The following is a 20141-nucleotide window of genomic DNA, read 5'->3' on the forward strand; positions in this document are numbered from 1 at the left end:
CCGCACCGGTCAGGGGCCGGACAGCCGGGCCAGCGCGTCCGGCACCTCGGTGACGCTGTCCACCAGGGCGATGCGGCGGGCCATCGGACGGTTCGCCGCCAGTGACTCCAGCAGCGGCCAGGCCGGCAGCCGCTCCGTCCAGTGCGCCCGGTCCACCAGCACCATCGGGGCGGGCTCGCCCCGCGAGGAGTAGTAGTTCGGGGTGGCCGCCTCGAAGACCTCCTGCACGGTGCCGGCCGCTCCCGGCAGGAAGACCACGCCGGCGGTGCAGCGCGACAGCAGGCCGTCCTCGCGGACGGCGTTGGCGAAGAACTTCGCGATGTGCGCGGCGAAGGCGTTCGGCGGCTCGTGCCCGTAGAACCAGGTGGGCACGCCGAGCGAGGGCCCGCCGTCCGGCCAGCGGTCGCGTACGGCGAAGGCGGCGCCGGCCCAGCCGTCCACCGAGCCGGCGAAGGACGGTGTGCCGGCCAGCACGGTGAGCGCCTTGCCGAGCATCACGTCGTCGTACGGTGCCGCGTAGGCGCCGAGGTTCGCGGCCTCCATCGCGCCCGGGCCGCCACCGGTCGCCACCGTGAGGCCGGCCCGGGCCAGCGAGCGGCCGAGCCGGGCCGCGCCCGCGTAGGCGTCGCCGCCGCGCTCCATCGCGTGGCCGCCCATCACGCCCACGACCTGCGCGCCGCGCAGCAGTTCGTCCAGCGCGTCGGACATCGCGTCGTCGTGGATCGAGCGCAGCATCGAGGCGAAGACGTCGCCGTCGGCGGTGGTCGAACGCAGCCAGGCGTGCGCGCGGGCGTCGGGGGTGGTGTCGTACCCGTTGTCCTCGAGGCCGTCGTAGAGCTCGTCCGGCGAGTAGAGCGCGGCCCGGTACGGGTTGACGGGCAGCCCCGGCACCGGCGGGAAGACGAGTGCTCCGCCCGCCCTGACGTGCGCGAGCGCCTGCGGCTCCATCGGGCAGCCGAGGAACACCGCCTGCGAGGTGTCCGCGACCAGCAGGGCGAACGTGCGCTCCGTCAGGTCCACGGCCTGCACCCGGTAGCCGGCGAAGGAACCGCTCAGCGCGATGTGGTCGAACTCCGCCAGCGTCTGGACCTCGCGGACCGGGGCCGGCGGGCCGCCGGTGGGCGGGGTGCCGGGAGGTGTGTCAGAGGGGGGTGTGGTGTCGGCGGGCACGCCTGAACGATAGCCCGCCGGATCGCTCACCGTGCCGTCGGGACGCTGGCCAGGCCCGCGATCAGCGCTGTCAGGGGGACGAGGACGGCCAGCACGGCCGTCGCGCGCAGCGCGACCGCGCCGCGCAGCAGGGCCGGGGTGGCGCCGAGGTCGCGCAGCGTCGTGGTCGAGCGGGCCCGGGCCCGCCGGGCGTCGAGCAGCGCGCTCACGGTGGTGGCCAGCACGCACACCGCGATCAGGGCGGCGGCGAAGGCGGTCACCGGGCCGAGCGGGCCGCTGCCGTCGCGGTGCAGCTGGTAGCCGCCCAGGCCCGCGGTGACGGTCGCGCACAGCAGCCCCAGCGGGCGGCCGACCCGTACCGCCTCCTCCTGCAACGCCCGCCCCGCCAGCAGCCGCAGCGCGCCCGGCCGGTACGCGGCCAGCACCCGCCCGCAGGCGAAGACCAGCCCGGGGCCGGCGAGCACCATCCCGATGCTGGTCAGCATCCACCCGCCGAGCAGGGCGAAGCCGGCTGCGCCGAGCCCGCCGGGCAGCGCGAACCCGCCGCCGCGCGGAGCGGTGGCCTCGACGGCCAGTCCCACGGCGGTGAACGCGACCCCCCAGGGCAGCCCGCCGGGTGCGGTACCGGCGCCTGTCTCGACTTCCGGCGCGGGCGCGGCGACCGGGGCGGCCGCCCCGTCCTCACCCGCGGCGCCGGGCAGCCCCCCGGCGAACCGCGCGAAGAGCGCCTGCTGCGAGCCCCCGTTGACCCAGGCGGCGCTTCGGCCGGCGGTGGCGCGTGCGCCTTGTCGGTTGCCAGCGTTGGGGGTGCCGGAGGTGGCGCGCGCTTCCCGCACGTTGCGATCGCTCGCGGAGGCGGTGGTGGGGCGCGCACCCTGCGCGTTGCGCCCGCTTTCGGCGCTGGTGCCGGGGTGGGCGCCGTCGCCCGCCTGCGGTCCGGACTGCCCGGCGCGGCCGGCCAGGTAGGTCCGCCAGATCCGGCTGTCGGCAGCCTTGGCCCCGTCGGCGTTCCCCGCACTGGCGGCCAGATGCGCGCGCCAGGTGCGGCTCCTGGGGTCCCCGGCTCCGCCGGCACCGGACGCGCCTTCGGCGGAGCCCTGCCGGGCGCTGTCGGCCCGTTCGGCGAAGTAGGTCCGCCAGGCGCTGCCGTCGGCGGCTTGTGGTGTTTCTGGTGCGTCGCTCTGCGCGGTGCGGTTGGCGCGGGCCTCGACGAAGGTGCGCCATGCGCTGCCGTCGGCGGTGCCGGCTCCGCCGGTGGCTTGTAGCGTTTCGGGTGTGTCGCTCTGCGCGGTGCGGTTGGCGCGGGCCTCGACGAAGGTGCGCCATGCGCTGCCGTCGGCCGTCCCGGCCCGGTCGGTGGCTCGTGGCGCTTCGGGTGCGTCCTGTGCATCGGCTTGCGTGGCGCGGTTGGCGCGAGTCGCGAAGTACGTTCGCCACCCGCTGCTGTTGGACGTTCCCGCGTCGGCCGGGTCGGGGGTGCCTGTCAGGCGGGCGGTGTAACGCGCTGCCCAGGAGCGGGAGTTCGCGGGGCTCGGGCTGGTCGGGTGGGGCGGGGGGACGTCCTGGGACGGTGCCGGGCGGGGCGGGATGGGGGTCACCCGGGCCGTCCAGGCGGTTGCCACCGCGGCGGCCAGCGGGACCAGGGCCAGCAGGGTCAGCGCGCCGGCCAGCGGGAGCGGGCGGGTGCCGCCGAGCAGGGCCGCGGCCTTGCCGCGGTAGGGCGCGCCGGCCAGGTCGCCGCGCAGTTGGAGGAAGGCCACCAGGGCCACCGCGCTGCCGAACGCGCAGACCAGCGCGCTGGTGGTAGCGGTGAGCAGCACGACCGCCGTCCGGCCGAGCCCGACCGCCGCGAGACCGGCCCGCGGCCGACCTGCGGGCTGCGCCCGGCCGACCACGACGGCGAGCAGCACGGCCGCCGCCACCGGCAGCACGCACCACACCAGCCGGACGGCCGCGTCGCCGCCCCGGTGCGGATGCCCGAGTGCCCACCCGAGCGCGGCCAGCAGCAGCATCCCCGCCCCGGCAGCCGCGACGGCGACCAGCAGCCACGCGGCCAGCCCCCATACCCGCGTCCCGCGCAGAACCCGCAGACTCAACACCCCGGCTGCCCTCCTCCGGCAAGAGCCACGGCCGCGCCGCGCGGTGAACCCGCTGTGCGGCACCTCATCGCGTCGGGCACGAATGCCCGAGGCGCCCCGCCTGCCCCGCGTACGCGTCCTCGCAGTGCGCCATGAGGTGAACGTCCACGTCCACCCGCCGCGCGGCGCCTCATCGCGTCGGGCGCCAACGCCCGAGGCGTCCGTCCCGCTCCGCGCAATCGCGTTCGCAGCCTCAACACGTCCGTCCCCCCTCCACCGCGCCCGCCCGTCGAAAGGGTCATGCCGGGGTCGCCTGGGGCTCGCGGTCCTGGGTGGGCATTGAGGTGCCGGGGCGGCCGTCGGTGAGGGGGAAGACGCGGTCGGCGTAGCGGGCCACGTCGGGGTCGACGGTGGACAGGACGACCGTGATGCCGTGGGAGCGGGCCGCGCTGGTGAGGGTGCGGAGCACCTGGGCGCGGTCGGGGCGGTGCAGCCGGGCCGTGGGCTCGTCCGCGAAGACCACCGCGGGGGAGGTGACCAGGGCCCGCGCCACCGCGACCCGCTGCCGTTCGGCCTGCTGGAGCTGGGCCGGGCGCTTGCGGGCCGCGGCGCCGATGTCCAGGCGGTCGAGCCACTCCTGCGCCGCGGCCCTGGCCTTGCGCGACCGCGTGCCGCGGATCAGCAGCGGCAGCGCCGCGTTCTCCCAGGCGGTCAGCTCGGGCAGCAGCTGCGCGTCCCCGTCGATCCAGCCGAAACGGTCCCGCCGCAACTGGTCCCTGGCGGCCTCGGGCAGCGTGTGCACCGGCGCGCTGTTGAACCACACCTCGCCCTGGTCCGGCACGCACTGCCCGGACAGGCAGTGCAGCAGCGTCGTCTTGCCGGCGCCGCGCGGCCCGAGCACGGCCAGGATCTCGCCCTCGCGCACCCCCAGCGAGACGCCGAGCAGCGCGGGCGAGCCATGATGGGAGTGCCGCAGGGCGCGAGCCCAGAGCACGTCGTTGTCCGGCGGGGCCGCCATGCCGTTACCTCCGCGAATCGTTCCCCCTGGCGCGTTGTGACACTCCGTCAAACGAAACGGGGGGAGAGCGGTCACTGCCCCGGCACCGTAGTCAGGGTGCCGGGGCAGTACCGCGCAGGCGCGGCGTCGGGACGGCCGGTGTCGTCCGGACGGGTGGCGGATCGTTACGCAGGGTGGCCGGGGTCGCCCGGCCCGACGTAAGGGGACGCGAGCCCAGCGGCAGGCGTCAGAGCTTGGTCCACGCCTGCGTCAGCACCCCGCGCAGGATCTCCTCGATCTCGTCGAACAGCGGCTGCTCCGAGATCAGCGGCGGCGCCAGCTGCACCACCGGGTCGCCGCGGTCGTCGGCGCGGCAGTACAGGCCGTTGTCGTACAGCTCCTTGGACAGGAAGCCGTACAGCACGCGCTCGGTCTCCTCGTCGGTGAAGGTCTCCTTGGTGGCCTTGTCCTTGACCAGCTCGATGCCGTAGAAGAAGCCGTTGCCGCGCACGTCGCCGACGATCGGCAGGTCGCGCAGCTTCTCCAGGGTGGCGCGGAACGCGCCCTCGGTGTCCAGCACGTGCTGGTTGAGGCCCTCGCGCTCGAAGATGTCGAGGTTGGCCAGGCCGACCGCGGCCGACACCGGGTGGCCGCCGAAGGTGTAGCCGTGCAGGAACGTGTTGTCGCCGTGGTAGAACGGCTCGGCCAACCGGTCGGAGACGATGCACGCGCCGATCGGCGAGTAGCCGGACGTCATGCCCTTGGCGCAGGTGATCATGTCGGGCACGTAGCCGAACTTGTCGCAGCCGAACATCGTGCCGAGCCGTCCGAACGCGCAGATCACCTCGTCGGAGACCAGCAGCACGTCGTAGGTGTCGCAGATCTCCCTGACCCGCTGGAAGTAGCCGGGCGGCGGCGGGAAGCAGCCGCCGGCGTTCTGCACCGGCTCCAGGAAGACCGCGGCCACCGTCTCCGGGCCCTCGAACAGGATCTCCTGCTCGATCTGGTCGGCGGCCCAGCGGCCGAACGCCTCCGGGTCGTCGCCGTGCAGCGGAGCCCGGTAGATGTTGGTGTTGGGCACCTTGCGCGCGCCGGGCACCAGCGGCTCGAACGGCGCCTTGAGGGCCGGCAGACCGGTGATGGACAGGGCGCCCTGCGGGGTGCCGTGGTAGGCGACGGCCCGGGAGATGACCTTGTACTTCGTGTGGTTGCCGGTCAGCTTGTGGTACTGCTTGGCCAGCTTCCACGCCGTCTCGACGGCCTCGCCGCCGCCGGTGGTGAAGAAGACCTTGTTCAGGTCGCCCGGCGCGTAGTGCGCCAGCCGCTCGGCCAGCTCCACCGCCTTGGGGTGCGCGTAGCTCCACACCGGGAAGAAGGCCAGCTCCTGCGCCTGCTTGTAGGCCGTCTCGGCCAGCTCGTGCCGGCCGTGGCCGGCGTTGACCACGAACAGCCCGGACAGGCCGTCGATGTACCGCTTTCCGCGGTCGTCGTAGATGTAGGTGCCCTCGCCGCGGACGATCGTCGGCACGGGGGCGTTCTCGTACGACGACATGCGGGTGAAGTGCATCCACAGGTGGTCGTAGGCGGTCTTCGACAGGTCGGTGCGCGGGTCGGCGCTCGGGCTGGCGGCGTTCGTGGACGTCATGGCTATCTGGTTCCCCAGGTGTAGGTCTGCTTCCGGAGCTTGAGGTAGACGAAGCTCTCGGTGGACCGCACGCCGGGCAGCGCGCGGATCCGCTTGTTGATCAGCTCCAGCAGGTGGTCGTCGTCCTCGCAGACGATCTCCACCAGCAGGTCGAACGAGCCCGCGGTGATCACCACGTACTCCACCTCGTCGAGCGCGGCCAGCGCCTCGGCGACCGGGTCGATGTCGCCCTCGACGCTGACGCCGACCATCGCCTGCCGCCTGAAGCCCACGGTCAGCGGGTCGGTGACGGCGACGATCTGCATGACGCCCTGGTCGAGCAGCTTCTGCACCCGCTGCCGTACCGCCGCCTCCGACAGGCCGACGGCCTTGCCGATCGACGCGTACGGGCGCCGCCCGTCCTCCTGGAGCTGTTCGATGATCGCCTTCGACACCGCGTCTATCGGCGGCGCTTCGCCGTTCCTGTCACGTGTGGCCACGCGCACCACTGTGCAGGAGAGGTTGACGGTGGCGCAAGCCCCGCACGATGGGATTCGTCGCCAGCGGCCGATTATGGAACTGAATCAGTTGTTGCGGCACAGCGGGTATGTCGAATACGGCAGTCCTCCGGCTAAGCTGGGCGGTGTCTCAGCAGTTGGACACACCAGGGAGCTAGCGCCGTGACCGAACTCCGTACTCTGCGCAACTACATCGACGGAGAATTCCGCGCCGCCGCCGACGGGCGCACCACCGAGGTGGTCAACCCGGTGACAGGGGAGCCGTACGCCACCGCGCCGCTCTCCGGGCAGGCCGACGTCGACGCGGCGATGGCCGCCGCGCGGGCCGCCTTCCCCGGCTGGCGGGACGCCACCCCGTCCGACCGGCAGAAGGCGCTGCTGAAGATCGCCGACGCCGTCGAGGCGCGGGCCGACGAGCTGATCGCCGTCGAGAGCGAGAACACCGGCAAGCCGCTCGGCCTCACCGCCAGCGAGGAGATCCCGCCGATGGTGGACCAGATCCGGTTCTTCGCCGGCGCCGCCAGGATGCTGGAGGGCCGCTCGGCCGGCGAGTACATGGAGGGGCTGACCTCCTTCGTGCGGCGCGAGCCGATCGGGGTCTGCGCGCAGGTCGCGCCCTGGAACTACCCGATGATGATGGCGGTGTGGAAGTTCGCGCCGGCCCTCGCGGCGGGCAACACCGTGGTGCTCAAGCCGTCCGACACCACCCCCGCCTCCACCGTGCTGCTCGCCGAGATCATCGGCGGCATCGTCCCCAAGGGCGTCTTCAACGTGGTCTGCGGCGACCGCGACACCGGCCGGATGATGGTCGAGCACCCGGTGCCCGCGATGGCCTCCATCACCGGCTCGGTACGGGCCGGCACCGAGGTGGCCGGCTCGGCCGCCAAGGACCTCAAGCGGGTGCACCTCGAACTGGGCGGCAAGGCGCCCGTCGTGGTCTTCGAGGACGTGGACATCGCCAAGGCCGTCGAGGACATCACGGTGGCCGGCTACTTCAACGCCGGCCAGGACTGCACCGCCGCCACCCGCGTCCTGGTCCAGGAGTCCATCCGCGAGGAGTTCACCGCGGCGCTCACCAAGGCCGCGGCCGAGACCCGCACCGGCGCGCCGGACGACGAGGACGTGCTCTACGGACCGCTCAACAACGCCGGCCAGCTGGCCCGGGTGGCGGGCTTCATCGAGCGGCTGCCGGCGCACGCGAAGCTGGAGACCGGCGGCCACCGGGTCGGCGAGCGCGGCTACTTCTACGCCCCGACGGTGGTGTCGGGCCTGCGGCAGGACGACGAGATCATCCAGGACGAGGTGTTCGGCCCGGTGATCACCGTCCAGTCCTTCACCGACGAGGAGCAGGCGGTGGAGTGGGCGAACGGCGTGGAGTACGCGCTGTCGTCCTCGGTGTGGACCCGCGACCACGGGCGGGCGATGCGGATGGCCAGGCGGCTGGACTTCGGCTGCGTGTGGATCAACACGCACATCCCGCTGGTCGCGGAGATGCCGCACGGCGGCTTCAAGAAGTCCGGGTACGGCAAGGACCTGTCCGGCTACGGGTTCGAGGACTACACCCGGATCAAGCACGTGATGACGTCGCTGGACGCCTGATCCGGCGCCCGTCCGCGGGCGGCGGGGGCGCGCGGCCCCGCAACCCGCGGACGGATGAGGCCCGTTCAGCACCGGGCCCGTTGGTATCCGGCCCCGTTACCTCCCGGTGCGGCCCGCGCGCCTGGCCGCGTCGGCCCTCAGCACCCGCTGAAGCGCCGTCAGCCGGTTGCTGGTGACCGCGTCCACGCCCAGCCGCGCCAGCCGCCCCATCGACCGCTCCCAGTCCGCCGTCCACGCCGCCACCTTCAGATGGCGGCCGTGGCACCAGGCGACCAGCGGCGCGTCGATCAGGCCGAAGCGCAGGTTCAGCCAGCGCGGCTGGATCTCGGCGAGCAGTCCCTTGCCGGGGAGGGCGGAGGTCGTCCAGGTGAGGGCGATCTCCACGTCCTGGTCCAGGCCGCGCAGCTCGCGCATCGCGGCCGGCCCGCCGCAGTAGTACACCCGGTCGCCGAGCGCGGACTCGCGTGCCGCGGCCAGCGCCGGGGCCGCCTGGGCCGGCTCGGTGAGGTCGAGCAGCATCCGGCCGCGCTCGTGGCCGGCGAGTTCGCCGAGCGCGTCGGCCAGTGACGGCACCTGGCCGTCGGTCAGCTTGAACAGCGCGTCCGAGGTCAGCGAGGTGACCGGGTCAGGACTGCCCCAGAGGCGTTCGAGCGTCGGGTCGTGCAGCAGCACCGGCTCGCCCGCGGAGGTCAGCCGGACGTCCACCTCGACCACGTCGGCACCCTTCAGCAGTGCCGAGCGCACCGAAGGCAGCGTGTTCTCGCGGTGGTGGTAGGGGTCGCCGCGGTGGGCGACCGCCTCGGTCACGCGCTCCGCCAGGCTGCCGTGTACGCGTCGATCTCCGCGGCCAGCCGGGCCTTGCCCGCGTCGTCCTGGAACGAGACGGCTACCGCGTCCTTCGCCAGCGCCGCCACCCCCGCGGTGTCCAGGCCGAGCAGCCGGGCGGCGACCGCGTACTCGGTGTTGAGGTCGGTGCCGAACATCGGCGGGTCGTCGCTGTTGACGGTGACCAGCACGCCCGCGTCCACCATCTGCCGGATCGGGTGCTCCTCCAGTGTGGCGACGGCCCGGGTGGCGATGTTGGAGGTCGGGCAGACCTCCAGCGGGATCCGGTGCTCGGCCAGGTGGTCGAGCAGCCGCGGGTCCTGCGCGGCGCTGGTGCCGTGCCCGATCCGTTCGGCGCCGAGGTCGCCGAGCGCGTCCCAGATCGTCTGCGGCCCGGTGGTCTCGCCGGCGTGCGGCACGCTGTGCAGGCCGGCGGCCCGCGCCTGGTCGAAGTACGGCTTGAACTGCGGCCTGGGCACGCCGATCTCGGGGCCGCCGAGGCCGAACGAGACCAGGCCCTCGGGCCGCAGCTTCAGCGCCAGCCGCAGCGTCTCCTCGGCCGAGGTCAGGCCGGCCTCGCCGGGGATGTCGAAGCACCAGCGCAGCGTCACGCCGAGCTCGGCCTCGGCGGACTTGCGGGCGTCCTCTATGGCCTCCATGAACGCCTGGTCCGGGATGCCCCGGCGGACCGAGCTGAACGGGGTGACGGTCAGCTCGGCGTAGCGGATGTTCTGCCTGGCCATGTCCCTGGCCACCTCGAAGGTCAGCAGCCGGACGTCGTCGGCGTCCCTGATCAGGTCCACCACCGAGAGGTAGACCTGGATGAAGTGCGCGAAGTCCCGGAAGCTGAAGTAGTCGGCGAGCGCCGCCGGATCGGCCGGGACCGCGGAGTCCGGGTGCCGGGCGGCCAGTTCGGCCACGATCCGCGGCGAGGCGGACCCCACGTGGTGGACATGCAGCTCGGCCTTGGGCAGCCCCGCGACGAATTCGGTCATCCCCCCGCCGGTGGCTGGTCCCGCGCCGGGTGCGATGTCGGTCATGCCGTGTCCTCCCTGGTGCGAAGCGGTGCGGTTCATCGTAAGCGGCGGACCCGGTCCGGCGGCCGGCGGCACGGGTGAGGCGGTTGGGCACAGATTTCGTCGCGTAACCAAAAGGCAACAACGGAATCCCTTGTTGGAGGACCGTTCCTCTGCCAGGATCAGCCTCCATTCCGGACTTTGGCCACGCTGCCAGGCGCGGGCCCCGTTCACCGGAGGGCAGCACCCATGGAGCAGTACCCGACTCCACTGTCACCAGCGCAGCGGGCGGCGAACCGGCGCAGCATGACCGGCGGCAGGGGCGCCCTCGGCCGCCGTTCGCTGCTGCGCGCCGCGGGCCTCGGCGCGGTGGCCACCGCGGGGCTGACCGCCTGCGGCATCCCGGCCGCCGGCCGCACCGGCGACAGCACGGCCTCCACCGACCACTCGGCCAAGGAGAGGACCGTCAACTTCTCCAACTGGACCGAGTACATCGACGTCAGCGACGACGGCAAGCACCGCCCGACCCTTGAGGCCTTCACCAAGCGCACCGGCATCAAGGTCAAGTACACCGAGGACATCAACGACAACATCGAGTTCTTCGGCAAGGTCAAGCCGCAGCTCGCGGCCGGCCAGGACACCGGCCGGGACCTGATGGTGCTCACCGACTGGCTGGCCGCCCGGATGATCAGGCTCGGCTGGGTGCAGCAGCTGGACCCGGCGCACCTGCCGCACGCCTACGCCAACCTGGCGCAGCGCTTCCGCAGCCCCGACTGGGACCCGGGCCGGGCCTACACCTATCCCTGGCAGGGCATCGCCACCTGCATCGCGTACAACAAGAAGGCCACCAAGGGCCGGGCGGTCACGTCGGTGGCCCAACTGCTCCAGGACCGCTCGCTCAAGGGGCGGGTCGCGATGCTCTCCGAGATGCGCGACACCGTCGGGATGACGCTGCTGGACATGGGCAGGAAGCCAGAGACCGTCACCGACGACAGCTACGACGCGGCGCTGGCCCGTATCCAGCAGGCCGTGGACAACCAGCAGATCCGCAAGTTCACCGGCAACGAGTACACCGACGGGCTCAGCAAGGGCGACATCGCCGCGTGCCTCGCCTGGGCCGGCGACCTGGTGCAACTGCGCATCGACGACCCCGACATCGAGTACGTCTTCCCCGACGCCGGCTTCCTGTTCTCCACCGACAACCTGATGGTCCCGGCCAAGGCGCGGCACAAGACCAACGCCGAGCGGCTGATCGACTACTACTACGAGCCGCAGGTCGCCGCGCAGGTGTCGGCGTACATCAACTACGTGTGCCCGGTGGCCGGGGTCAAGCCGTACCTGGCGAAGATCGACAAGTCGCTCGCCGACAACCCGCTGATCCTGCCGGACGCGGCGATGGACGCGAAGTCGCACAGCTTCCGCTCCCTCAGCCAGGACGAGGACACCCGGTACGAGGCGAAGTTCTCCAAGCTCATCGGCGCCTGACGGCCCGGCTGCCCGCACCCCCCGACGACTTCCGGGACTCCACCATGACGACCCCCAAGACGCCCGCCGTCCGCCTGACCGGGATCAGCAAGAGGTACGGCTCCTTCACCGCCGTCCACCCGCTCGACCTCGCCGTGCCGGCCGGCTCGTTCTTCGCCCTGCTCGGCGCCTCCGGCTGCGGCAAGACCACCACCCTGCGGATGATCGCCGGCCTGGAGGACCCCACCGCCGGCACCGTGCAGCTCGGCGGCCAGGACGTCACCGCGCTGCCGCCGTACAAGCGCCCGGTCAACACCGTCTTCCAGAACTACGCGCTCTTCCCGCACCTGGACGTCTACGAGAACGTCGCCTTCGGGCTGCGCCGGCGCGGCATCAAGTCGGTGAAGAAGCAGGTCGGCGACATGCTGGAGCTGGTGCAGCTCGGCTCGCTGGCCCGCCGCAAGCCGCACCAGCTCTCCGGCGGCCAGCAGCAGCGGGTCGCGGTGGCCCGCGCGCTGATCAACGAGCCGCAGGTGCTGCTGCTCGACGAGCCGCTCGGCGCCCTCGACCTCAAGCTGCGCCGGCAGATGCAGCTGGAGCTGAAACGGATACAGACCGAGGTCGGCATCACCTTCATCCACGTCACCCACGACCAGGAGGAGGCCATGACGATGGCCGACACCGTCGCGGTGATGAACGCCGGCCGGGTCGAGCAACTCGGCGACCCCGCCGACCTGTACGAGAACCCCGGCTCCACCTTCGTCGCGAACTTCCTGGGCACCTCCAACCTGATCGAGACCGAGGTGGCCGGCACCGGCGACGGCCTGCTGCGGCTGACCGCCGCCGGGCAGCAGCTGACCCTGCCGGCCGCCCGCTGCCGCGCCGAGGTCGGCGCCGGCGACCGGGTGCTGGCCGGGGTCAGGCCGGAGAAGATGACGCTGGCCCACCGCGACGACGAGGACGCGATACCGGCGGGCCGCAACCGGATACCCGGCCGGATCGTCGACTCCAGCTTCATCGGGGTGTCCACCCAGTACGTGATCGACAGCCCGGTCTGCCCGGAGCTGGAGGTGTTCGTGCCCAACGTGGAACGCGACGGCCGGCTGGTCCCCGGCGCGCCCGTCGTCCTGCACTGGAACCCCGAGCACACCTTCGGCCTGGACGCCGGCCAGGACATCGACGCCGGGATCGACGCGGGCGCCGACGGCGATCCGGGGACCGGCCCGCGATCGGAACAGGACCCGGCGCGTGACTCGGCCAAGGGGGTCCCCGCGTGAGCGCCGCCACCGCCACCGAGCCGCCGCCCGCAGGCGCCGCGCCGGGCCCGGCCCCGTCCGGCCTGAAGCGGGCCGCCCGCCGCCGGCGCGCCGTCCCGTACCTGCTGCTGCTCGCCGGGGTGGCCTGGCTGCTGGTCTTCTTCGTCGCCCCGATGGTCTACCAGGCCTCGACCTCCGTGCAGACCGGCTCGCTCGACGCCGGCTTCAAGGTCACCTGGCACTTCGCGACCTACTGGAACGCGCTCACCGACTACTACCCGCACTTCCTGCGGTCGCTGCTGTACTCCGGCATCGCCACCGTGCTCTGCCTGGCGATCGGCTACCCGCTGGCGTACACCATCGCCTTCCGGGCCGGCCGCTGGCGCAACGTGGTGCTGGTCCTGGTGATCGCGCCGTTCTTCACCAGCTTCCTGATCCGCACGCTGGCCTGGGAGACGATCCTGGCCGACCAGGGCCCGGTGGTGTCCTTCCTGAACGACATCCACCTGCTCGACGTCACCTCCTGGCTGCGGATCACCCAGGGCGACCGGGTGCTCGCCACCCCGCTCGCGGTGGTCTGCGGCCTGACCTACAACTTCCTGCCGTTCATGATCCTGCCGCTCTACACCTCGCTGGAACGGATCGACGGCCGGCTGCACGAGGCATCCGGGGACCTCTACGCGACCCCGTTCACCACCTTCCGCAAGGTGACCTTCCCGCTGTCGATGCCGGGCGTGGTGGCCGGCACCCTGCTGACGTTCATCCCGGCCTCGGGCGACTACATCAACGCCGAGCTGCTCGGCTCGACCAACCAGCAGATGATCGGCAACGTCATCGAGTCGCAGTTCCTGCGGGTGCTGGACTACCCGACGGCCGCCGCCCTGTCGTTCATCCTGATGGCGGCCATCCTCGCCGTCGTCACCGTCTACATCCGCAGGTCCGGAACCGAGGAGCTGGTCTGATGCGCCCCGTCCGGTGGCTGCGCAAGCACGTCGTGGTGCTGATGGGCCTGCTCACGCTGGTCTACCTGATCGTGCCCAACCTGGTGGTGCTGCTCTTCTCCTTCAACAAGCCCAAGGGCCGCTACAACTACACCTGGAACCACTTCTCCACCGACGCCTGGCAGCACCCCTGCGGCGTCGCCGACATGTGCGGCTCGCTGACCCTCAGCCTGCGGCTGGCCGCCTACGCCACCGTCGGCGCCACCGTGCTCGGCACGATGACCGCGTTCGCGCTGGCCCGCTACCGGTTCCGCGGCCGGGCCGCCACCAACATGCTGATCTTCCTGCCGATGGCGATGCCCGAGGTGGTGATGGGCGCCTCGCTGGGCACCCTGTTCCTCAACATGCGGATCCAGTTCGGCTTCTGGACCATCCTCATCGCGCACATCATGTTCTGCGTCAGCTTCGTGGTGGTCGCGGTCAAGGCCCGGGTGATGAGCATGGACCCGCGGCTCGAACAGGCCGCCCAGGACCTCTACGCCTCGCCCGCGCAGACCTTCCTGCGGGTCACCCTGCCGCTGGCCGCGCCCGGCATCGCGGCGGGCGCGCTGCTGTCCTTCGCCCTGTCCTTCGACGACTACATCATCACCAGCTTCAACGCGGGCAGCACCGTCACCTTCCCGATGTTCGTCTGGGGCTCCGCCCAGCGCGGGACGCCGGTACAGGTCAATGTGATCGGTACGGCGATGTTCGCGGTCGCCGTGCTGCTGGTGCTCGCCGGGCAGTTCCTCGGCGGGCGCCGCAAGGCGCGCGGCTGACCGCCGGAGCCCGACGCGAAGCGCCCGGCCGACCGCCGGGCGCCCCGACCGCCGTCAGGAGACGTCAGGGAAGTGGTGACCCGCATGGACCCGGCCGCCCGCTCGCTCGCCGCAGCCGAGCCGACCCCGTTCTGGCTCGACCAGCCCGGCCGGCCGCCGGCCGGTCCCGCGCTGACCGGCGAGGAGCACTGCGACCTGCTGGTGGTCGGCGGCGGCTACAGCGGGCTTACCACTCATTAACCCCATCCACTATTCTGCTGGGTATGACGCCAGAAGGCACACCGCAACGCGCCGGGGTCTACTGCCGGCTGAGCTACGCCCCGGACGGATCCGTCGAGAAAGTCGAGCGGCAGGAGGCCGACTGCCGCGACCTGGCCGCCCGGGGCGGCTGGGTCGTCTCGGAGGCCCACGTCTTCGCCGACAACTCCCGCTCGGCCTGGCAGCGCAACCGCAAACGGCCCGGGTGGGACGCACTGCTGTCTGCGGTCGTGGGCGGTGAGATCGACGGGATCATCGTCTACCACGGCGACCGCCTGATGAGGCAGCCCTACGACCTGGAAAAGCTCATCAGCGCGGCCGACAGCAAGGGCCTGCGGATCGCCTCGGTCAGTGGCACCCGCGACCTCGACAACCCCGACGACCGGTTCATCCTCCGCATCGAGGTCGCGCAGGCGTGCCGCGAGTCGGACAACACCAGCAGGCGCGTGCGCCGTGGCCTGGAAGCCCGGGCCGCCGACGGGCTCACACAGGTCGGCGGCCATCGGCCTTTCGGGTACGGCGTGCAGGTGGGGACTCGGACCCGCACCGACCCCGACACCGGTGAAACCATCACCGCCCCCCTGTACGACACCACGCAGATGGTGCCCGAGGAGGCAAAAGTCCTTGCCGCTGCCGTCTCCCGGCTCCTCGCCGGGCAGGGCAAGCTCGGCGTGATCCGGTGGATGAACGAGCGCTCGCGCACTACGGAGGGCAACCCGTGGACGGGGAGGACCCTCACCAAGCTGCTGCTGTCGCCGCGGATCTCCGGGCAGATCGAGCGCGACGGGATGCTGCTGCCTGCGGCGTGGCCGGGCATCATCACGCCTGAGCAGCAGGAGGACGTCAAGGCGCTGCTGCGGCGCAACGCAGAGCAGCACCGCTACCCGGGGCGTGAGCGCCGGTACCTGCTGTCCGGGGTCGCGGAGTGCTGGAACTGCCAGCACGGGCTGCGGGTGAAGCCGCGGACGGGGAAGAACCACAGTCCGGGGATGTTCTACTACTGCGCGAACTGCCGGAAGGTCGGCCGCGATGTGCCGCGTACCGACGGGTACGTGATCGGCCGCACCTTGCGGGTCCTGCACGACCCGCAGTTCCTGGCTGACATCTACGATCATGCCGACAACCCTGAAGTAGGTGCGGAGATCGTGGCGCTGGAGGCGCGGCGAAGGACGCTGACCGGCCAGATCGAGAACGCCGCAGACCACCCGGACGTCGATCCGGTGCTCGCCATGGCGGCCCTTGCCTCCTACGACCGGAAGATCGGTCACCTGCGGCGTCAACTGGCCGTCACCTCGGACACTCGGAAGCTTGCTCGCATGGCCGGTATGACGCTGGAGCAGTGGGCGGCTGAGCCGGTGGACGTGCGGTCGTGGACGGTGAAGACCTTGTTCCGGGTGACGATTCTGCCCGCGACGTGGCGGGGGCCTGGGTGGGATCCGGCGTGTATCGAGCTGCGGCGCAAGCATCTTTCACCTGTGGGTGCCGAGGCAGAGGTCGACGGCCACCACGGGGCGCAGGTCGATCCCGAGGCACAGGCCGGGGCGGGGAGTTGACGGGGCAGTAGGGGGCGGGCTGGTTGGTGGGGGAACGGTTGGTGGGCTGGTTGGTGGCTGCACTGTCGTCGGGATGGAGCTCGGCGATGGTGTGGGCGTCCCGACAGGTGGCGCCCCGGTGGGCGGCATGCCGGGGGACAGGCTCACGGCAGGTAGGAGCGGCGGCCATGACGGAGGGCCGGGGCGGACGGGTGGGGTCGTGGAAGGCGCTGCCGAGGGCGTTGGGGGGCCTGGTGCGGTGGCGGGCGGCCCCGGGGTTGGGGGCGGCGGTGTGGCCGGCCGGGGTGGCCGTACCGTGGTGGCCGGCGCCGTCACGCCCGGTGGCCGGTGCGCGGCTGGGTGGTCGGTGTGGTCCTGGGTGAGCCAGAGGGTGGCTCCCACGGCTGCTGCGGCGAGGGCTGTTCCGGCGGCTACGGTGGGGGCGGGGTGCTGTCGGGCTCGTGCGGCGATCGCGGACAGGCCGGTGACCGCCAGGCCGCCCTGGATGAGGCGCAGTACGGGGCGCCGTTGGGCTTCTTCGACGGCTTCCTGGTACTGGCGGCGGGCTGCGTCTGTGGCTCGTTCTGCGACGCGCGTCAGGTAATCCTGCCGGGCGGGGTCGGGTTCGTCGCGTATCTGCTCGATGACCAGGGCGACGGCTTCGAGTTGTCTCCCGAGCCGGGCTAGTTCGTCTCTCACTTGTTTCCTCCCCCGCCTCTTCTCGCCGTTGAGGAGAGGTGACCTGTGCGGTGGTGTGTGGTGTGGTGCTCCTCGATTTACCAGGTTTGGTAAAGACAGGATGATCAAGGTTCCCGCAGCGTGGACGGGTGTCCGATGATGATGTTCCGCCGTGGATTCAGCAGCACCGGTGGGACACGGGGCGGCGTCTGCGCGACCTGCGCCGGGAGCGGGGGCTGACGCAGATGCAGTTGGCGGACCGTTGCGGCATCGACAACAAGACGATCAGCCGGGCGGAGAACGGGGTCTTCGCGATCTCCATCGATCAGGTGGCGCGGCTGACTCGTGCGCTCGACGTCCCGTCGTGGCGGTTGTTCCGCGACTGATTCCGGCTCATGATGCCGGGCGGTGATCTATCGCATGTATCAGTCACCCACCTCACACTGCCTGTTACGCGCGTAGCGTTCAAGAGGAATGGCACAATCCGGTGCACTGCTGCCCCACTGGGTGGGCCGCCGTCGGCCATAAGCACACTCGGGGCCCTGTTGGTCCGGTGTACCGGCGGCGACCCGGCGTGAGCGCCCCGCCCCTACGCGGCCTAAGCGGGGCCAGGGGCGGGGCGTGCCTACCACCCGGGATCGCGACCAGGTGGCAAGCGGGCGCCGGAGGTCCAGGCGGCGCCCAGTGCAGGGGCGGCTACTTATCTCGGCCGCGACGTCGATCGGCCGTGATCTCCGCGGCGCGCTCGGCCAGGGCCCGCAGCGCCGGGTCGAGATCGGGGTTGGTGGCCGCTGCGGTCGTGGCGCCGAGCGTGGCGATGTCGTCGAGCTCCTGCTCGTCGTCGTTGGACATGGTCGCCTTCTCCTTGGTGATGGGTTGGGTGGCCGGCGGTGGCGGCGGCCTGGCTCAGGGGTGGGTTGCCGCGGCGAAGACAGCGCGGGCATGCGCCTGCCGCAGGTCCCACAGGGCGGAGGTGTGCAGGCCCGGATGCGCGGCGAATCCGGAGCAGGACTGCTCGCCGTCGCCGGGGCAGTCCGGGAGGACTACCAGGTGCGGGGCGCCCCCGGGGGACCACACCGCCCACACTGCGCCGGAGAGGATGCCGTCCAGGTCGAGGACGAGACCATAGTGCGGGGTGTCCGGCGCGTGCTCCTGGATGAGGCAGGCCGGCGTCTCCTCCACGTCGGCCAGACACGCGGCCCCGGGCACGGTCTCCATGGCCAGCGCCGCGGCCACGAGTCCGGCGGGGAGGCGTACGCCGCCGTCACAGACACGGGCACCGCCCGGGTCCAGGCCGGTCACGACGGTCTCCCAGCCGGCAGCACGGGCGCAGCATCACGGCGCCCTATGAATGCGGCAGCCCGTGGCACCAGCCCGTTGTCACGGATGCAGGCGTGGCAGGCGTAGACCGGGATGGGTGTACCGGAGCCGGTCTCGGTGGCGGTGATGATCTGCGCCTCGTGGTCGGGCACCGTACCCCCATGCCACCGGCACCAGCGGCTCACCACCGGGTCAGCCCCGCGCAGTGGTGCACGATCGGCTCGCCCGTCGGCGGGTGCGCAGGGGGGTGGACGACGCGGATGACGCCCTCGGTTCGGGAGCCGTCCGCGTGGATCGTGATCAGCGGCACCGTCGTCGCTGGCAGGGATGCGAACCGGGGCGCGGTGCTCGAATCGGCGATGGCGCTGGCGCTGCTGGGGGTCACGCGCTTCTCCCTGTCGCTGCCGACGATCAGTCACCAGCGACGTTACGAGGGGGCACGGTTGCCAACCAGTCACGGAGCGTAGACCTTGACCGCCCGTCAGTGGCCAGGGTCTACGGAGCGTGGACCCTACGGCGCGGCGAAGAACGCGGCCAGGTCGCGCTGCTTGCGGCTGACTCGGCCGCCCATCTCCTGGACCTGGGTGAAGACGTCCTCCGCCATTTTCTGGTGCCGCAACCACTGCGGAGTCGTGGCCTGCAACCGATCGATGACGGCGAGAGCCTGCTCGCGCTGGCGAAGCGTGGCATGGGCCTGAGCGACATCGAGGAGATGGCGGCGCAAGAACGTGGTGTCACCAGATGCGGCCATCTTCTCGGACAGGCGCAGCACACGGCCCGGTTGGCCGCCGACGAGCTGGTTCTCAATTCCCTGCAACGCGACGGTGCGCCAGTCGAACCTGCCCCAACTGGACTGGGCTACGACCGTGCCGCCGGTGAGCGCGGCGCCCGCCGTGCGCCCGAGCCGCAGCATCTCGCGGGCCTCGGTCGGCCGGTTGTTGCGGGCCGCCGCGGCGGAGCCGTGGACCAGCAGCTTCCCCCAGGCGCCGAGGCTCTTGCGGGACGCGCGGGAGATCCGCGGCTCGACGGCCTCCGCGGTGACCACGGAGACCTGCTCCGCCTCGTCGAGCCGGCCCTGCCGCATCAGCAGCCAGCCCTGCTGGTACACGGCCGCAGCGACCGCGCCGGTGTCGCCGATGGCCACCGCGTCGGTGATGGAGTCGCGCAGCGCGGTGTGGGCGAGGTCGTAGGCACGGACCTGGGTGAGGTACCGGCCGGCCATCTGGAGGACGTCGGAGCGCAGGCGTAGCGCGTCTCCGTGCGCGGGCGTGTGGGCGAGGTGGTCGGCGTGGACGTGCGCGGCCTGGACGAGGGCGGGCAGCAGGTCGGCGACGGTGGTGTAGTCGTCGCCGTGGTACGCGGCGGCGAGGGATTGGACGGTCGCGGCGAGCCGGTCGAGGTCGGGCTCGGTGTCGTCCGCGACGGGGGCGAGGCGTCCGCCGATGCTGACGGGTGGGGCGATGGCCTGCCGCAGCGGCATCAGGTCCAGGTTGGTGACGTCTGCCCGGCGCTGCTGGTGGGGCGGACCGGCGGATTCGAAGAGGGCGGAGGTGCGCACGTTCAGGGCTCTCGCGATGGCGTGGTAGGTGTCCAGCCGGCCGGTGCCGCCGCCCTCCAACTTCTTGATCACGCCAAGGGAGAGGCCGGCGCGCTCGGCGAGTTGTTCTTGGGTGAGGCCGGCGCGGGCGCGGGCGGTTTTGAGCCGGTCGCCGGTGACGGGTGCCGTGCTGTCGGAGGGGTATGGCATGCTGAACTCCGTTCTGACTCGACACCAGAACGGTACGCCGGGCACCTGCCGGGCGTTAGCGCCTCGGGTTCTTCGGGCTCCGAGGCGCTTTGGTGTTCACTGCCCGCCGATATCCTTGGCCTATGCCTGCTATCCCCGCCCTGCCCGCGCCTGCGCGCCTGCGGCCGGCTGCTGTGGTGAACGAGGAGATCCGCCGCCTGGCCGCCCGCATCGCGCTGACCGGCGCCGAGCGGGCGCAGCTCGCGGAACTGTGGGCGGAGTGGCAGGCCGCGGTCGACGCGGAACAGGCCGCGGCGTAGA

At 72.0% G+C, this 20141-nt stretch carries 20 protein-coding genes and 1 pseudogene; 10 read left to right on the forward strand and 11 right to left on the reverse strand.

What is annotated here, in order from left to right:
• Positions 1-9: 9 nt before the first annotated feature.
• The 5 genes from ACQPW6_RS30905 to ACQPW6_RS30925 all read right to left on the reverse strand — a co-directional run bounded on the left by ACQPW6_RS30905 (position 10) and on the right by ACQPW6_RS30925 (position 6369).
• Positions 10-1080 carry an LOG family protein gene (locus tag ACQPW6_RS30905; protein WP_433894714.1) on the reverse strand — a complete coding sequence of 357 codons (1071 nt, stop codon included), beginning with the start codon at positions 1078-1080 and terminating at the stop codon, positions 10-12.
• A 116-nt stretch (positions 1081-1196) separates the two neighbouring features.
• A complete protein-coding gene (locus ACQPW6_RS30910; RefSeq protein ID WP_433892989.1) occupies positions 1197-3266 on the reverse strand; it encodes a hypothetical protein in 2070 nt (689 codons plus the stop codon).
• 280 nt (positions 3267-3546) lie between these two features.
• Positions 3547-4266: an ABC transporter ATP-binding protein gene (locus tag ACQPW6_RS30915; RefSeq protein WP_433892990.1), complete on the reverse strand. Its 720-nt coding sequence runs from the start codon at positions 4264-4266 to the stop codon at positions 3547-3549.
• 226 nt (positions 4267-4492) lie between these two features.
• Positions 4493-5890: an aspartate aminotransferase family protein gene (locus ACQPW6_RS30920; RefSeq protein WP_433892991.1), complete on the reverse strand. Its 1398-nt coding sequence runs from the start codon at positions 5888-5890 to the stop codon at positions 4493-4495.
• Positions 5891-5892: 2 nt separating this feature from the next.
• A complete protein-coding gene (locus ACQPW6_RS30925; RefSeq protein ID WP_433892992.1) occupies positions 5893-6369 on the reverse strand; it encodes an Lrp/AsnC family transcriptional regulator in 477 nt (158 codons plus the stop codon).
• A 180-nt stretch (positions 6370-6549) separates the two neighbouring features.
• Here ACQPW6_RS30925 and ACQPW6_RS30930 point away from each other — a divergent pair, with 180 nt between their 5' ends.
• Positions 6550-7986, forward strand: coding sequence for a gamma-aminobutyraldehyde dehydrogenase (locus ACQPW6_RS30930; RefSeq protein WP_433892993.1), 1437 nt, complete (start codon positions 6550-6552; stop codon positions 7984-7986).
• 96 nt (positions 7987-8082) lie between these two features.
• On the opposite strand, the gene ACQPW6_RS30935 is transcribed toward ACQPW6_RS30930, so the two are convergent.
• Both ACQPW6_RS30935 and ACQPW6_RS30940 read right to left on the reverse strand, forming a co-directional pair.
• Positions 8083-8793, reverse strand: coding sequence for a glycerophosphodiester phosphodiesterase (locus ACQPW6_RS30935; RefSeq protein WP_433892994.1), 711 nt, complete (start codon positions 8791-8793; stop codon positions 8083-8085).
• Positions 8790-9851, reverse strand: coding sequence for an adenosine deaminase (locus ACQPW6_RS30940; protein ID WP_433892995.1), 1062 nt, complete (start codon positions 9849-9851; stop codon positions 8790-8792). Before ACQPW6_RS30940 ends, ACQPW6_RS30935 begins: the two co-directional genes overlap by 4 nt.
• A gap of 225 nt (positions 9852-10076) precedes the next feature.
• On the opposite strand from ACQPW6_RS30940, the gene ACQPW6_RS30945 reads away from it, so the two are divergent.
• The 8 genes and pseudogenes from ACQPW6_RS30945 (at position 10077) to ACQPW6_RS30980 (ending at position 17160) form a co-directional block, all read left to right on the forward strand.
• Positions 10077-11312, forward strand: coding sequence for a polyamine ABC transporter substrate-binding protein (locus ACQPW6_RS30945; RefSeq protein ID WP_433892996.1), 1236 nt, complete (start codon positions 10077-10079; stop codon positions 11310-11312).
• Positions 11313-11356: 44 nt separating this feature from the next.
• Positions 11357-12568, forward strand: coding sequence for an ABC transporter ATP-binding protein (locus ACQPW6_RS30950; protein ID WP_433892997.1), 1212 nt, complete (start codon positions 11357-11359; stop codon positions 12566-12568).
• Positions 12565-13509, forward strand: coding sequence for an ABC transporter permease (locus ACQPW6_RS30955; RefSeq protein WP_433892998.1), 945 nt, complete (start codon positions 12565-12567; stop codon positions 13507-13509). Before ACQPW6_RS30950 ends, ACQPW6_RS30955 begins: the two co-directional genes overlap by 4 nt.
• Complete coding sequence (locus ACQPW6_RS30960) at positions 13509-14306, forward strand: ABC transporter permease (RefSeq protein ID WP_433892999.1); 798 nt, start codon at positions 13509-13511, stop codon at positions 14304-14306. Before ACQPW6_RS30955 ends, ACQPW6_RS30960 begins: the two co-directional genes overlap by 1 nt.
• An 84-nt stretch (positions 14307-14390) precedes the next feature.
• Positions 14391-14540, forward strand: a pseudogene (locus ACQPW6_RS30965) (FAD-dependent oxidoreductase); the annotation flags it as partial.
• 29 nt (positions 14541-14569) lie between these two features.
• Complete coding sequence (locus tag ACQPW6_RS30970) at positions 14570-16117, forward strand: recombinase family protein (RefSeq protein ID WP_433893000.1); 1548 nt, start codon at positions 14570-14572, stop codon at positions 16115-16117.
• A gap of 426 nt (positions 16118-16543) precedes the next feature.
• Positions 16544-16783 carry a hypothetical protein gene (locus tag ACQPW6_RS30975; RefSeq protein WP_433893001.1) on the forward strand — a complete coding sequence of 80 codons (240 nt, stop codon included), beginning with the start codon at positions 16544-16546 and terminating at the stop codon, positions 16781-16783.
• A 140-nt stretch (positions 16784-16923) separates the two neighbouring features.
• A complete protein-coding gene (locus ACQPW6_RS30980) occupies positions 16924-17160 on the forward strand; it encodes a helix-turn-helix domain-containing protein (protein ID WP_433893002.1) in 237 nt (78 codons plus the stop codon).
• 310 nt (positions 17161-17470) lie between these two features.
• Here ACQPW6_RS30980 and ACQPW6_RS30985 read toward each other — a convergent pair whose 3' ends face one another.
• From ACQPW6_RS30985 to ACQPW6_RS31000, 4 genes are all read right to left on the reverse strand, one after another.
• Complete coding sequence (locus ACQPW6_RS30985) at positions 17471-17626, reverse strand: hypothetical protein (RefSeq protein ID WP_433893003.1); 156 nt, start codon at positions 17624-17626, stop codon at positions 17471-17473.
• Positions 17627-17680: 54 nt separating this feature from the next.
• On the reverse strand, positions 17681-18076 hold the full coding sequence (locus ACQPW6_RS30990; RefSeq protein ID WP_433893004.1) for a hypothetical protein: 396 nt from the start codon (positions 18074-18076) through the stop codon (positions 17681-17683).
• A gap of 199 nt (positions 18077-18275) precedes the next feature.
• Positions 18276-18479 carry a hypothetical protein gene (locus ACQPW6_RS30995; protein ID WP_433893005.1) on the reverse strand — a complete coding sequence of 68 codons (204 nt, stop codon included), beginning with the start codon at positions 18477-18479 and terminating at the stop codon, positions 18276-18278.
• 126 nt (positions 18480-18605) lie between these two features.
• Positions 18606-19841 (reverse strand): helix-turn-helix domain-containing protein, encoded by a 1236-nt coding sequence (locus ACQPW6_RS31000; RefSeq protein ID WP_433893006.1) that lies wholly within the window; start codon positions 19839-19841, stop codon positions 18606-18608.
• 122 nt (positions 19842-19963) lie between these two features.
• Here ACQPW6_RS31000 and ACQPW6_RS31005 point away from each other — a divergent pair, with 122 nt between their 5' ends.
• Entirely contained in the window at positions 19964-20140 is a 177-nt protein-coding gene (locus ACQPW6_RS31005; RefSeq protein ID WP_433893007.1) for a hypothetical protein, read from the forward strand.
• Position 20141: the final 1 nt, after the last annotated feature.

The organism is Streptomyces sp. CA-111067 (assembly GCF_050956065.1).
Taxonomy (GTDB): Bacteria; Actinomycetota; Actinomycetes; order Streptomycetales; family Streptomycetaceae; genus Actinacidiphila.

Bases quoted from the DNA above. Each gene is read 5' to 3' on its own strand.
- ACQPW6_RS30960 (WP_433892999.1), top strand. From the start codon at position 13,509: ATGCGCCCCGTCCGGTGGCTGCGCAAGCACGTCGTGGTGCTGATGGGC.
- ACQPW6_RS30915 (WP_433892990.1), bottom strand. From the start codon at position 4,266: ATGGCGGCCCCGCCGGACAACGACGTGCTCTGGGCTCGCGCCCTGCGG.
- ACQPW6_RS31000 (WP_433893006.1), bottom strand. From the start codon at position 19,841: ATGCCATACCCCTCCGACAGCACGGCACCCGTCACCGGCGACCGGCTC.
- ACQPW6_RS30950 (WP_433892997.1), top strand. From the start codon at position 11,357: ATGACGACCCCCAAGACGCCCGCCGTCCGCCTGACCGGGATCAGCAAG.
- ACQPW6_RS30985 (WP_433893003.1), bottom strand. From the start codon at position 17,626: ATGTCCAACGACGACGAGCAGGAGCTCGACGACATCGCCACGCTCGGC.
- ACQPW6_RS30940 (WP_433892995.1), bottom strand. From the start codon at position 9,851: ATGACCGACATCGCACCCGGCGCGGGACCAGCCACCGGCGGGGGGATG.
- ACQPW6_RS30920 (WP_433892991.1), bottom strand. From the start codon at position 5,890: ATGACGTCCACGAACGCCGCCAGCCCGAGCGCCGACCCGCGCACCGAC.
- ACQPW6_RS30970 (WP_433893000.1), top strand. From the start codon at position 14,570: ATGACGCCAGAAGGCACACCGCAACGCGCCGGGGTCTACTGCCGGCTG.
- ACQPW6_RS31005 (WP_433893007.1), top strand. From the start codon at position 19,964: ATGCCTGCTATCCCCGCCCTGCCCGCGCCTGCGCGCCTGCGGCCGGCT.
- ACQPW6_RS30945 (WP_433892996.1), top strand. From the start codon at position 10,077: ATGGAGCAGTACCCGACTCCACTGTCACCAGCGCAGCGGGCGGCGAAC.